General features: G+C 34.9%; 12 protein-coding genes. 9 read left to right on the top strand and 3 right to left on the bottom strand.

Annotated elements, in window-relative coordinates; translation table 11 throughout:
* Positions 1-31: 31 nt before the first annotated feature.
* Positions 32-547, bottom strand: a complete 516-nt coding sequence (locus tag IWX80_RS09915) for a DUF2892 domain-containing protein (RefSeq protein ID WP_113666333.1) — start codon at positions 545-547, stop codon at positions 32-34.
* A 164-nt stretch (positions 548-711) separates the two neighbouring features.
* Here IWX80_RS09915 and rpmH point away from each other — a divergent pair, with 164 nt between their 5' ends.
* Both rpmH and carB read left to right on the top strand, forming a co-directional pair.
* Positions 712-873, top strand: a complete 162-nt coding sequence (gene rpmH, locus IWX80_RS09910; protein ID WP_007136275.1) for a 50S ribosomal protein L34 — start codon at positions 712-714, stop codon at positions 871-873.
* Positions 874-1,030: 157 nt separating this feature from the next.
* Positions 1,031-3,883, top strand: coding sequence for a carbamoyl-phosphate synthase large subunit (gene carB / locus IWX80_RS09905; protein ID WP_196853306.1), 2,853 nt, complete (start codon positions 1,031-1,033; stop codon positions 3,881-3,883).
* A gap of 61 nt (positions 3,884-3,944) precedes the next feature.
* On the opposite strand, the gene IWX80_RS09900 is transcribed toward carB, so the two are convergent.
* Positions 3,945-4,907, bottom strand: a complete 963-nt coding sequence (locus IWX80_RS09900) for a fasciclin domain-containing protein (RefSeq protein ID WP_196853305.1) — start codon at positions 4,905-4,907, stop codon at positions 3,945-3,947.
* 431 nt (positions 4,908-5,338) lie between these two features.
* Between IWX80_RS09900 and IWX80_RS09895 the strand changes: the two genes are divergently transcribed.
* The 5 genes from IWX80_RS09895 (at position 5,339) to IWX80_RS09875 (ending at position 10,419) form a co-directional block, all read left to right on the top strand.
* Entirely contained in the window at positions 5,339-6,055 is a 717-nt protein-coding gene (locus IWX80_RS09895; protein WP_196853304.1) for a toxin-antitoxin system YwqK family antitoxin, read from the top strand.
* A 72-nt stretch (positions 6,056-6,127) separates the two neighbouring features.
* Positions 6,128-7,315 carry a tRNA 2-thiouridine(34) synthase MnmA gene (gene mnmA / locus IWX80_RS09890; RefSeq protein WP_196853303.1) on the top strand — a complete coding sequence of 396 codons (1,188 nt, stop codon included), beginning with the start codon at positions 6,128-6,130 and terminating at the stop codon, positions 7,313-7,315.
* A 116-nt stretch (positions 7,316-7,431) separates the two neighbouring features.
* Positions 7,432-9,045, top strand: a complete 1,614-nt coding sequence (locus tag IWX80_RS09885) for a S8 family serine peptidase (RefSeq protein ID WP_196853302.1) — start codon at positions 7,432-7,434, stop codon at positions 9,043-9,045.
* Positions 9,046-9,060: 15 nt separating this feature from the next.
* On the top strand, positions 9,061-10,005 hold the full coding sequence (locus IWX80_RS09880) for an NAD(P)H-dependent flavin oxidoreductase (protein WP_196853301.1): 945 nt from the start codon (positions 9,061-9,063) through the stop codon (positions 10,003-10,005).
* A 3-nt stretch (positions 10,006-10,008) separates the two neighbouring features.
* Complete coding sequence (locus IWX80_RS09875; protein ID WP_196853300.1) at positions 10,009-10,419, top strand: hypothetical protein; 411 nt, start codon at positions 10,009-10,011, stop codon at positions 10,417-10,419.
* A gap of 35 nt (positions 10,420-10,454) precedes the next feature.
* On the opposite strand, the gene IWX80_RS09870 is transcribed toward IWX80_RS09875, so the two are convergent.
* On the bottom strand, positions 10,455-10,895 hold the full coding sequence (locus IWX80_RS09870) for a DUF4268 domain-containing protein (RefSeq protein WP_196853299.1): 441 nt from the start codon (positions 10,893-10,895) through the stop codon (positions 10,455-10,457).
* A gap of 93 nt (positions 10,896-10,988) precedes the next feature.
* Between IWX80_RS09870 and IWX80_RS09865 the strand changes: the two genes are divergently transcribed.
* Together IWX80_RS09865 and IWX80_RS09860 are read left to right on the top strand one after the other, a co-directional pair.
* Positions 10,989-11,639, top strand: a complete 651-nt coding sequence (locus IWX80_RS09865) for an NUDIX hydrolase (protein WP_196853298.1) — start codon at positions 10,989-10,991, stop codon at positions 11,637-11,639.
* An 86-nt stretch (positions 11,640-11,725) separates the two neighbouring features.
* The gene (locus IWX80_RS09860; protein WP_196853297.1) at positions 11,726-12,535 is read left to right on the top strand and encodes a lysophospholipid acyltransferase family protein; all 810 of its coding nucleotides are present in this window, start codon (positions 11,726-11,728) and stop codon (positions 12,533-12,535) included.
* Positions 12,536-13,179: the final 644 nt, after the last annotated feature.

Raw genomic sequence — 13,179 nt, 5'->3', positions numbered from 1 at the left:
ATTTGACCCTTTTTCGATAAGTATAAAAAAACTATATTTTCTTCATTTGCTCTTTCATCATGACAATCTGATCTTTCAGCATGTTTTGTTTGTCCAATTTTTTAGCCTCATTCAATAGCGAAGTGGCTTCAAGTTTACGACGACGTGTCATAGCAACTCCAGCTAAGTTTAATTTGGCTACAGCCAAATCCATGTCCATTGATAATCCAAGTTCGATTGCTTTCTTAAAATATTTCTCAGCTTGATTGATATTCGTTTGGGAAAGCATGATTCCGTGTAGGTAATTAAAGTATCCTTGTTGTTTTTGTACCAAAGCCGTTTCTGGATTTTTGATGTAAGCCAACCATTTTTTAGCTCCTTCAAAATCTTGTTTTCTAAGTTTTAAGAAAGCTAATAAGATAAATTCATTTTTGAAGTAAAGGAAAATAGGAATTGCGCTCAATATTAGAAGGAAGATTCCGTTACCGATATTACTTTCTGTAAATTGCCAAATGCCAGTAGCGATAATAAGTCCGGCGATAATAAGTTTAATATTTCTGTGAAACATAGTGGGTTTATTTTAAGATCACAAATATAGTAAAATGAATTGAAAATATTTTTACAAAACTACTTGTGAGAAAAAAAAGTCTTTGTATATTTGCACTCGGTTTTAGAATAACAGTTATTCGAAAATAGGAAGACATATAAATAAGATTTTAAAGATACAAAGCAATGAGCAAAAGAACGTTTCAACCATCGAAAAGAAAAAGAAGAAATAAGCACGGATTTATGGACAGAATGGCTTCTGCTAATGGAAGAAAAGTTCTAGCGCGTAGAAGAGCTAAAGGAAGACATAAATTGACTGTTTCTTGCGAACCAAGACACAAAAAATAATGTTTCTATAAACATAAATAAGGCGTTACTTTTTTTAGTATCGCCTTTTTTTATACCTATTCGTTAAAAAAAGTTAAAGATTTACAGGTAAAAGGTTTGAGTTCAGTAACTTTAATCTTTTGATAATAACAACTACACAACACAATACTACCATACAATGCCAAAAGATACATCTATAAAATCAGTTTTAATAATAGGGTCAGGTCCTATTGTTATTGGTCAAGCGTGCGAATTTGATTATGCAGGATCACAATCTGCCCGTTCTATTCGTGAAGAAGGAATTGAAGTTATTTTGATCAACTCCAATCCGGCAACAATCATGACGGATCCTTCTATGGCCGATCATATCTATTTGAAACCACTAACAACTAAATCAATTATTGAAATCCTTAAAGCGCATCCTCAAATTGATGCTGTTTTGCCTACTATGGGAGGACAAACCGCTTTGAACTTGTGTCTGGAAGCCGATGAAAAAGGGATTTGGGCTGATTTTGGAGTGAAATTAATCGGGGTTGATGTAAACGCCATTAATATTACCGAAGACAGAGAGCAGTTTAAAAACCTTCTTAAAAAAATTGGAGTACCATCTGCTCCTGCTGAAATATGTACTTCTTATCTTAGAGGAAAAGAAATTGCCCAGGAATTTGGTTTCCCGTTAGTAATCCGTCCTTCGTTTACTTTAGGTGGAACCGGAGCAGCGATTGTTTATAAAAAAGAAGATTTTGACGAACTTTTAACCAGAGGTTTAGAAGCATCACCAATTCACGAAGTCTTAATTGATAAGGCTTTAATGGGTTGGAAAGAATACGAATTGGAACTTTTGAGAGATAAAAACGACAATGTTGTTATTATCTGTTCAATCGAAAATATGGATCCAATGGGAATTCATACCGGAGATTCCATCACGGTTGCGCCAGCAATGACTTTGTCTGATACGACTTTCCAAAAAATGCGTGATTACGCTATTTTGATGATGAGAAGTATCGGAAACTTTGCCGGAGGTTGTAACGTGCAGTTTGCCGTTTCCCCTGACGATAAAGAAGATATTGTAGCAATTGAAATCAATCCTCGTGTTTCTCGTTCTTCTGCTTTGGCATCAAAAGCAACGGGTTATCCTATTGCAAAAATTGCTTCCAAACTGGCTTTGGGTTACAACTTAGATGAATTGCAAAATCAAATTACCAAATCGACTTCAGCTTTGTTCGAACCAACTTTGGATTATGTGATTGTGAAAATTCCACGTTGGAACTTTGATAAATTTGAAGGTGCTGACAGAACTTTGGGACTTCAAATGAAATCCGTTGGTGAAGTAATGGGAATTGGACGTTCGTTCCAAGAAGCCTTGCATAAAGCGACTCAATCATTGGAAATAAAAAGAAATGGTTTGGGAGCTGACGGAAAAGGATACACGAACTACGAACAAATTATCGAGAAACTGACTTTTGCGAGTTGGGATCGTGTTTTTGTGATTTATGATGCTATCGCGATGGGAATTCCATTGAGCCGCATTCATGAAATCACTAAAATCGATATGTGGTTCTTGAAACAATACGAAGAACTGTATACGTTAGAAAAAGAAATTTTTAACTATAAAGTAGAATCTTTGCCAAGAGAATTGTTATTGGAAGCGAAACAAAAAGGTTTTGCCGACAGACAAATCGCGCACATGATGGGTTGCTTGGAAAGTCAAGTTCATACGTTGCGTACTACGATGAATATCAATCGTGTATTCAAACTAGTGGATACTTGTGCGGCGGAATTCAAAGCAAAAACACCTTATTACTATTCGACTTTTGAAGCGGAAATTGAAAAAGCAGACGGTACACGTTACGTGGACAACGAAAGTATTGTTACTGATAAAAAGAAAATAATTGTTCTTGGGTCAGGCCCAAATAGAATTGGACAAGGAATCGAGTTTGATTATTCTTGCGTTCACGGTGTGCTTGCCGCCAAAGAATGTGGCTACGAAACCATCATGATTAACTGTAACCCAGAAACGGTTTCGACTGATTTTGATACAGCAGATAAATTGTATTTCGAACCGGTTTTCTGGGAACATATCTACGATATTATCCAACATGAGAAACCAGAAGGTGTAATCGTGCAATTAGGTGGTCAAACGGCTTTGAAATTAGCGGAGAAACTATCTAAATACGGTATTAAGATTATAGGAACTAGCTTCGATGCTTTGGATTTAGCCGAAGACAGAGGACGTTTCTCAGAATTGTTAACCGACTTGAATATTCCTTTCCCACAATTTGGAATTGCAGAAACGGCTGACGAAGCTTCTGCTTTAGCGGATGTTTTGGACTTCCCATTATTGATTCGTCCTTCGTATGTGTTGGGTGGTCAGGGAATGAAAATTGTAATCAACAAACAAGAACTGGAAGAACACGTAATCAATTTATTGAAAACGATTCCAGGAAATAAATTGCTTTTAGACCATTATTTGGATGGTGCTATCGAAGCAGAAGCCGATGCGATTTGCGATGGCGAAAATGTGTATATCATAGGAATTATGGAGCACATCGAACCTTGTGGAGTTCACTCTGGAGACAGTAACGCGACTTTGCCACCGTTTAACTTGGGTGAATTTGTGATGCAACAAATAAAAGACCATACCAAAAATATTGCGTTGGCTTTGAGAACCGTTGGTTTAATCAATATTCAGTTTGCGATAAAAGATGATATCGTTTACATCATTGAAGCGAATCCTAGAGCGTCTCGTACGGTTCCATTTATTGCCAAAGCATACGGAGAACCGTATGTGAACTATGCGACTAAAGTAATGTTAGGTCATAATAAAGTAACCGATTTTGACTTCAACCCACAATTGAAAGGATTTGCCATCAAGCAACCGGTTTTCTCTTTCAGCAAGTTTCACAATGTGAACAAAGCATTAGGACCAGAAATGAAATCAACAGGAGAAAGCATTTTGTTTATTGATGACTTGAAAGACGACCAATTCTACGAATTGTACTCCAGAAGAAAAATGTATTTGAGTAAATAAAACTTAAGTTTATATAAAAAAAAGCTCTCAATTTTGAGAGCTTTTTTTTTTGTTTTAAAAATTACAGAATCGGCAATAATACTTTATCAATGGCATGAATGACACCATTGGAACATTGTACATCAGTTATGATAATGTTTGAAATCCTGTTGTTGGCATCTTTTATTTTCGCTCCACCAGTGAGTTGAATTGTAAAGGTTTGTGCTGGTGTCAAAATTGGAGTTACAACTTGTCCTTCTGTTAAACTTGCTGCTAAAACATTAGCTGGACTTACCACATGATATTGTAGAACTTTAGTCAGGTTTGCTGCTGAAACTCCTGCAATTCCACCTGGAGCTAATTCAGTATTCAAAGCAGTAAAGGCAGCATTTGTAGGAGCAAAAACAGTAAACGGACCCGTTGCAGATAATGCAGTTATAAAATTGGGTTGGCCCGAACGATTCAGTACACTAACTAAAGTACTAAAATTGGAATTTGCCGCGGCATGAGTTACAATTGTTGGAAGATCAATAACTTTGTCAACGATATGTACTACTCCATTAGAAGCCATGATGTCAGCAGTTGTAACTGTGGCAACACCATTAAGCTTTACGCCGGCAGTTGTGTTGACATACATACTCAAGTTATTAGATGTTGATGCAGTACCTTTTGCTAAAGTTTTGATGTATCCAGTGGTCAAATCAGTAGACTTCACTGCGCCTGTAACAACATGATTTAATAAAATTTGTGTCAAAGCCTCTTTCGGAACATCATTTATTGTGGCATAAGGCGTTGTGGCAAGGAAAGCGGTGAAAGCGTCATTCGTTGGAGCAAAAACAGTGTAGGGACCAGCTCCTTTTAAAGTAGTTGCTAAATCAGCTTTGACAAGTGCCTGAACCAAGATACTTAAGTTAGCAGTGGCAGTTGCTTTTCCTGTGATGGTGTTGTCAACGACTACATTATTATCGTCGTCATCACACGATACTGTAAAGATTGCAAACAAAGCAATCATTGCTAAATTCCTAATTTTTGATACATTTTTCATGGTGTTTGTGTTTATTTGTTTACTCTAAAGTAGTAAATTGGTTTTTCATTTTGTTTAATAATTTAATAAAAATAATAAACAAGGTAAAAGTTTATTATTTTTTTTAGGTTTGTTTAATTTGTATCTTAATTAAATTTTAAATATTACAACTATCTATTTATCAGTTGTATATAGATTTTATGGGTGTTGATATTAATTTTTTTATTCAAATAAAATCAATTGAGCTTAAACATTTTGTAAAATTGTTTTTAAAGTAACGGTTTGCTTAAGTAAGTGTTAGTGTTGTCTTAATAATTAGAATTTAAAAATGTTTTGTATTTAGAAATTTTCTAAAATAAATGATTAATTACCAACTGTATTAATTTCGTAAATTTGCTGAAATAAAAGTGCACATTATCAGTTTTATAATAATGCCTTTATACAAAGTAACAATGAAAAAATATCAGATTAGTTTTTTTGCCTTTTTGACTTTAGTGCTTTTCAGCCAAAATATAGTATCGCAAACCGATTTTAATAAATTAGACACAAAAGGAAAAAAGCATGGGATTTGGAAAGGTTTTTTTGAAGAATCAAAAAGACCCAGATATGAAGGAACTTTTGAACATGGTAAAGAAATAGGAGTTTTTAACTTTTATGATGATACCAAAGCTAAATCTATAATTGCTACAAGGGAATTTAATGCAAAGGACGATTCAGCGTATACCATTTTTTATGATCAAAAAAGCAATAAAGTCAGCGAAGGCAAAGTAGTTAATAAGTTATTTGAAGGGCAATGGAAATATTACCATTTGGCTTCCAAAAATATTATGACAACGGAAAACTACAGTAAAGGAAAGTTAGAAGGATTGCGAACTGTATTTTATCTGAACGGTAAAATTGCCGAGGAAATTAATTATAAAAATAATTTGAAAAATGGCTTTTATAAAAAATATACGGAGAATGGAATCGTACTAGAAGAGTCAGCTTACAAGAATGATTTGTATAATGGTTTAGCAATCTTTAGAGATTCTAATGGGAATGTGGTTTCTATAGGGCAATTTTTAAATGGAAAAAAATCAGGGATTTGGCAGTTTTTTGAAAAAGGAAAAGTAGTCAAAGAAATGAATATGAGCTTTCCGGAAAACGCTACAAAAGGCAAAAACAATTAACGGTATCGTTAACAAATACTGTTACAAATCTTTTGTAACTTTGCACCCTTATAAAATAAAATTTTTTTGCAGATGAAGCGTGTTGTTGTAGGACTTTCAGGAGGTGTAGATTCAAGCGTAGCAGCGTATTTGTTGCAACAGCAAGGGTACGAAGTTATAGGACTTTTTATGAAGAATTGGCACGATGATTCCGTTACCATTTCTAACGAATGTCCATGGCTTGAGGACAGTAATGATGCTTTGTTGGTAGCAGAAAAATTAGGGATACCTTTTCAAACGGTTGATTTAAGTGAAGAATACCAGGAAAAAATCGTCGACTACATGTTCAATGAATATGAAAAAGGGCGTACTCCAAATCCCGATGTATTGTGCAATCGTGAAATAAAATTTGATGTTTTCATGAAAATCGCCGTAAGTCTGGGTGCTGATTACGTGGCAACCGGACATTATTGCCAAAAAAGTGAAATCCAAGTAAATGGCGAAACCGTCTATCAATTGAAAGCCGGTTCCGATACGAATAAGGATCAGTCTTATTTCCTTTGTCAATTGTCTCAAGAACAATTATCTAAATCGTTGTTTCCTATTGGAGAATTAACAAAACCTGAAGTGCGTGAAATTGCCGCTCAGATGGATTTGATTACAGCCGAAAAGAAAGATTCGCAAGGCTTGTGTTTTATTGGAAAAGTACGCTTGCCTGAATTTTTACAACAAAAATTGCAACCGAAAGACGGAATCATAATCCAAATTGATAAAAACGATTCTATATACAATTCTGAAAACCACATTAGTTTGAGCATTGAAGAAAACTTAAAAGAAGCAGCAAGAAAAATTCCGTACACACCACAAATGGGAAAAGTTGTTGGGAAGCATCAAGGGGCGCATTATTTTACTACGGGACAACGAAAAGGATTGAATGTAGGAGGAACAACGGACCCGTTATTTATTATAGCGACTAATGTGGAAACGAATACAATATACACCGGATTGACCAGCCAGCATCCGGGATTATTCAAGAAAGCATTGCGTATTGAAAAAGAAGAAGTACATTGGATTCGTAAAGATTTGGCTTTGGCCAATGGACAAACGATGGAAGTAATGGCAAGAATTCGCTACAGACAACCCTTGCAAACTGCCACTTTATATCAGTTTGAAAACGAAATGTACGTGTCCTTTGATGAACCACAGTCCGCAATTACCGAAGGGCAATTTGCAGCTTGGTACATAGGAGATGAATTAGTTGGTTCAGGAGTGATTTCTTAGTTTAGTATGATTTAAGAAAGTTTTTGGTTTAAATAAAATTCAATTACCCAAAGCTATAAGTATGATTCAATCCCATTGGCAGTAAGAATCTTTATAGTTTAACAAATAAAGTACCTATGAGAAAATTCTATTTATTCCTTTTTCTATTCATTACTACTGCTGGTTTTTCGCAACAAGATGCTTGGATATATTTCAATGCGAAACCCAATTCTCAGTTTTTTTTCGACTCACCATTGGAGATGCTTTCTCAAAGAGCATTGGACCGAAGAACTAATCAAAATATTGCTTTAGATTTTAAAGACATTCCTGTAGAGGAAACGTATATTGATCAAATAAAATTAGCGTCGGGAATTACTGTCATGGCAAAATCCAAATGGATGAATGCGATTCATGTTCGAGGAGAACAAGCAGCTATTAATTCTTTAGCACTGTTTTCTTTTGTCAGCAAAGTCGATTTTGCTGATAAATCATTAAATCAAACGGGAAAAATAGCCAAATCTGCTAAAGTTAGAAAATCGAATAAGTTTAAGAAAACTAAAATTGATTACGCCTACGGATCTTCTTCAAATCAAATCCAAATGCTTAATGGTCACGTTTTACACGAGCAGAATTATACCGGTTCGGGAAAAATTATTGCCGTTATGGATGCAGGTTTTCCTGGAGTGAATATTACGCAACCTTTTGAACGATTGCGAGAAAAAAAACAAATTTTAGGCGGATACAATTATGTTTTGAGAGATACAGAATTTTATGGAGGAGTGTCACACGGAACCTCTGTGCTTTCCGCAATGGGAGGTTATAAAGAAAATTCGTTAGTGGGAACAGCGCCTGACGCATCTTATTATTTATTTATAACGGAAGATGATACTTCAGAAAATCCTATTGAAGAGTCACTTTGGGTAGAAGCCGCAGAAAAAGCAGATAGTTTAGGGGTCGATATTATCAATACATCTTTAGGTTATTTTGATTTTGATAATGAGGCTTACAATCATACTTATAGTGAAATGAATGGTGCCACAGCATTTATGTCTCGCGGCGCTGAAATTGCATTTAGCCGAGGAATGATTTTAGTAACTTCGGCTGGTAATTCCGGTGGTACATCTGATCCATATATTGCAGTTCCGGCAGATGCCGTTTCGGTACTTGCTGTAGGTGCTGTAAATTCATCTGAAACAAAATCTTCTTTTAGTTCGGTAGGTCCATCATTTGACGGTCGTATAAAACCGGAAGTAATGGCTCAAGGACAAGCGGCAATAGTTTCTGATGCAGCAGGGAATATTGTTACTGCAAACGGAACTTCTTTTTCAGGTCCAATAATGGCAGGAATGGTTGCTTGTTTGTGGCAGGCTTTTCCTGAGAAAACAAATCAGGAAATTAGAAATTTAATCCTGCAATCATCTGATAAATTTTCTATTCCAAATAATCAATACGGGTATGGAATTCCTGATTTTAATTTGGCGCTAAGCAATCAATTGGATATAGCTTCTTTTTCGAAAGATGATTTCATAATTTATCCCAATCCGGCAAGTGATTTTGTTACCTTTTCATTACCGGCAAAATTTGAAATGGGAACCGTTTTTATCTATACTATTTTAGGGCAGAAAATTCTAGAACAAAAAGTAACATCACAATCTTCAATCGTTTCATTGAAGACTTTGGATAAAGGAATGTATTTTTATAAAATGGAATCCATTGGTTTTTCTAAAAGTGGAAAAATAATAAAAGAATAATAGCATCACTTCATCATGAACAAAATCACGGAACTTTTCAAAATTAAATATCCAATTATTCAAGGTGGAATGATTTGGAACAGCGGTTATAAATTAGCAAGTGCTGTCAGTAACGCTGGTGGTTTAGGATTAATAGGAGCCGGTTCCATGTATCCTGAAGTTTTGCGAGAGCATATTCAGAAATGTAAACAAGCTACTTCAAAACCTTTTGGGGTTAATGTTCCAATGTTGTATCCCAACATTGAAGAAATTATGAAAATAATTGTAGATGAAGGAGTGAAAATTGTTTTTACATCAGCAGGAAATCCAAAAACATGGACTTCGTATCTAAAAGAGAATGGCATAACTGTTGTGCATGTGGTCAGTAGTTCGGTATTTGCACTAAAAGCGCAAGATGCAGGTGTTGATGCAATTGTTGCTGAAGGATTTGAAGCTGGAGGTCACAATGGGCGTGAAGAAACAACCACGCTAACGCTGATTCCTATGGTAAAAGAAAAAATCAAAATTCCGTTGATTGCCGCCGGAGGTATTGCCACAGGTCGAGGAATGTTAGCCGTAATGGTTCTGGGTGCAGATGGCGTTCAGGTTGGAAGTAGATTTGCCGCATCTGTAGAATCTTCGGCTCATGATAATTTCAAGGAAACAATCATAAATGTTAAGGAAGGAGATACGCAACTAACTTTAAAAGAACTTGCCCCAGTGCGGTTGATTAAAAATAAGTTTTATCAAGATGTTCAACATTTATATGAAAGCTGTCCAACAAAAGAAGAATTAGTTACGTTATTAGGAAGAGCAAGAGCAAAACGAGGCATGTTCGAAGGTGATTTAATTGAAGGGGAATTAGAAATCGGTCAAATAGCCGGTATTATTCACGAGATAAAGCCAGCTGCAGCTATCGTTCAGGAAATGATTGCCGATTTTGAAACTGCAAAACAAGAAGTAATAAACGTTCATTTTTAAACAATGATAAAGAAAAAAAAATATATAATTCTACTTTTTTTAATCTTGGGGTTTCAGCATTCTTATAGCCAGAATTATAAGTTTAAAACTTCAGGTTTCAGTGTTTTAGAAAAAAACGAAAAGGGAAAGTTGGGTAAATGGTCTGATTTGAATTTGGTCAATATCTTAGTTACGCTAGATACGAGCAAGAATAGAATTGTTGTATATTCTCAAATCATTCAATTATTTGAAATTATAGAGTATCAACCCACGGAGGAAAATGATACTGATATTGTTTATTCATTTACTTGTAAAGACAATGAAGGAGTCGATTGTACGGTGTCTATAATTACTAGAAAAAAACAAGAAAACAGGAAACAGCTCTATATCAATTACGATAATCGAATAATCGTTTACAATATTTTCAATATGTAATTAAGGTCAAGTTATCCTTTTTGTGTTTTTTGCATTTAAAGGGTTTCGATATCCTTAATGAAATCATCGTATTCCGAATAAAATAATTCCAAAGCATTCATTTTTTCATTGTAAAAATCAAAAATTTCATCCCAATATTTTCTGTTACTTACTCCAACGCCTAATTTTTCAATCCAAATTCTGCTGATAGTTTTACCGTTTTCCAGTGTATATTCTTTTTCAAAAACTAAGTCTTTGACAAATTCATCTTCCAGAATACTCTTTAATGCTTCGATTTTTTCAAAATAAGCAATGCGTTTTTCAGAACTGCGGTGTTCAATATCTATTAAGACCTGAGCTTTCTTATTGTCTACATAAAATTTAAAGGAGAAATCTTTAATCTTAGTATCGTACAGTAACCATTTGCGTGGATGTTTTTCTGCAAATGCAATCCAGAATTCACGCTTTAATCTTTGGGTTTCTTCTTTGCTGTACATTAGGAATGTGTTTTGATAGTAGAAAATTTGTGCAACCGTATTTTCTAGACTATATTTATATTAAATTTCAGTGTGCAAAAATAGACTTTGATTATGGATTTTCAAGAATTTTTACAATTTGTTCCCAAATTAATTGATGCCAAGCTTCCAGCCTTTGAGGCACATGTTAAAATGGCGCCATTAGAACGTGTGGAAAGTTTAAAAAAGACCGACTTTAGTAATAAAGATCCAAGGATTGCTGCTGTTATGATGCTTTTTTATCCAAAAAATGAAAACACACATTTAGTTTTGATTGTGCGCAATTCCTATAAAGGTGTTCATTCAGCCCAAATTGCTTTTCCAGGAGGAAAATACGAACTCGACGATGATGATTTCGCCTTTACAGCCTTGCGAGAAACACATGAGGAAGTTGGGATTCATCCTGAGAAAATTGAAGTTTTGAAATCCTTCACTGAATTATATATTCCGCCCAGCAATTTTATGGTGTATCCTTTTTTAGGAATCAGTAAAGAAGAACTAGTTTTTATCCCAGAACCTTCAGAGGTATCGGATATTATTGAGTTGCCGCTATCTGTTTTTCTTAGTGATGCAATTGTGGTGGACACTAAATTGTCAACTTCTTACGCTGATAATATTAGCATTCCAGCTTTCAAAATTGATAATCACATTGTATGGGGAGCAACAGCAATGATGCTTAGCGAATTGAAAGAAGTCTTGAAGGAAGTTTTGGAGTATTCAAATTGATGTGTAATTCCGGCTGTTGTATTGTAAATAAAAATCAATTATTAATTTCGTAAGTTTGCTAATTGAATATAAAAACACATAATTTTATGGGATTGTTTAAGAGAAATCCTTTTGGTCACATACTATTTATAAAGAAATGGTTAATTCGAATTTTCGGAGCCATTACACATAGAAGATATCGAGGGTTTAACGAACTCCAAATTGAAGGTTCGGAAATTATAAGGAATTTACCGGATACCAATGTTCTTTTTATATCCAATCACCAAACTTATTTTGCCGATGTAGTTGCTATGTTTCATGTTTTTAATGCAAGTCTCAGCGGAAGGGACGACACAATTAAAAATGTCTGCTATCTCTGGCAACCTAAAATGAATATCTATTATGTCGCAGCCAAAGAAACCATGCAGGCTGGATTGTTACCACGAATTATGGCTTATGCAGGCGCGATTACAGTGGAGAGAACTTGGAGAGCAAAAGGTGTAGATGTTTTAGAGAAAAAAAACATTAACCCTGACGATACTGAAAATATAAAAATTGCCTTAAAAGATGGTTGGGTAATAACATTTCCACAAGGAACCACTAAATCTTTTAAGCCCGTTCGCAAGGGAACTGCCCATATCATTAAACAACATCGTCCTATTGTAGTTCCTATAGTGATTGATGGTTTTCGTCGTTCTTTTGATAAAAAAGGATTTCGCATGAAAAAGAAAGGGATTCTTCAATCCTTCATTATTAAAGAACCTTTACAAATTGACTATGATAATGACTCTATCGAAGAAATTGTAGAAAAAGTTGAATATGCCATTGAACAACATTGTTCATTCCTTAAAGTAATACCAGCTGAAATCATAAAAGAACAGGAAGAGTTGAATAAAACCCGCAGATGGGAATATTAGACAAAATTGCACCAGTCAAAGCAGTTTGTTTCGATTAGAATGTTGTTTTGTGCGTTCCTCATTATATAAAGAAAGGCGGTTATCAAAAAAGATAACCGCCTTTCTTTATATAATGAGTCGGGCTATTCGCTACAAGTCCTCGTCCCGCCAAAAAAAAGGCGGGGCTGCGGGCTTTCCACTGCTATCCCTAACGCGGTCCTCGAATAATTAGGATATTCAGTTTAATCAAAAGCAGAAGAATTCACACTAACACAAAATCCGATAACCTTATATATAGGAGAAATTAGAAAAGCAATGTCGTATATAAGGTAAAGTATAAAGTCATTTTATTGATTCAACAGTTATTTCTCCATACAAAATAGGCAAGGCAAGCTTTTTATAGGAGAAGATACGAAGAGACGAACCAAAAAATAGGGAGTAAATGATGAATTGAACAAGATTGTAGCGGTAAAGGAAGTAAGTTGAACACTGTTTGAGACTAAAGAAACGCGCATTTTTGTCCATTTCGTCACCCTCTCCTTTGGAGAGGGTGACGAAATGGACAAAACTTTTACTTTCAAAATTCACGTTTTCAGCGAGTTAAATATTGGGTTAAGAAAACATCAAAAAAAAGGTTTGAAAAAGCTTGTAAAAGCGAATAAAGG

It is taken from the genome of Flavobacterium sp. CAN_S2 (assembly GCF_015752255.1).
GTDB lineage: Bacteria > Bacteroidota > Bacteroidia > Flavobacteriales > Flavobacteriaceae > Flavobacterium.
This window is presented reverse-complemented; position numbering and strand designations above follow the sequence as displayed.

Bases quoted from the DNA above. Each gene is read 5' to 3' on its own strand.
- IWX80_RS09895 (WP_196853304.1), top strand. From the start codon at position 5,339: ATGAAAAAATATCAGATTAGTTTTTTTGCCTTTTTGACTTTAGTGCTT.
- IWX80_RS09880 (WP_196853301.1), top strand. From the start codon at position 9,061: ATGAACAAAATCACGGAACTTTTCAAAATTAAATATCCAATTATTCAA.
- IWX80_RS09865 (WP_196853298.1), top strand. From the start codon at position 10,989: ATGGATTTTCAAGAATTTTTACAATTTGTTCCCAAATTAATTGATGCC.
- rpmH (WP_007136275.1), top strand. From the start codon at position 712: ATGAGCAAAAGAACGTTTCAACCATCGAAAAGAAAAAGAAGAAATAAG.
- carB (WP_196853306.1), top strand. From the start codon at position 1,031: ATGCCAAAAGATACATCTATAAAATCAGTTTTAATAATAGGGTCAGGT.
- IWX80_RS09885 (WP_196853302.1), top strand. From the start codon at position 7,432: ATGAGAAAATTCTATTTATTCCTTTTTCTATTCATTACTACTGCTGGT.
- IWX80_RS09875 (WP_196853300.1), top strand. From the start codon at position 10,009: ATGATAAAGAAAAAAAAATATATAATTCTACTTTTTTTAATCTTGGGG.
- mnmA (WP_196853303.1), top strand. From the start codon at position 6,128: ATGAAGCGTGTTGTTGTAGGACTTTCAGGAGGTGTAGATTCAAGCGTA.
- IWX80_RS09860 (WP_196853297.1), top strand. From the start codon at position 11,726: ATGGGATTGTTTAAGAGAAATCCTTTTGGTCACATACTATTTATAAAG.
- IWX80_RS09900 (WP_196853305.1), bottom strand. From the start codon at position 4,907: ATGAAAAATGTATCAAAAATTAGGAATTTAGCAATGATTGCTTTGTTT.
- IWX80_RS09915 (WP_113666333.1), bottom strand. From the start codon at position 547: ATGTTTCACAGAAATATTAAACTTATTATCGCCGGACTTATTATCGCT.
- IWX80_RS09870 (WP_196853299.1), bottom strand. From the start codon at position 10,895: ATGTACAGCAAAGAAGAAACCCAAAGATTAAAGCGTGAATTCTGGATT.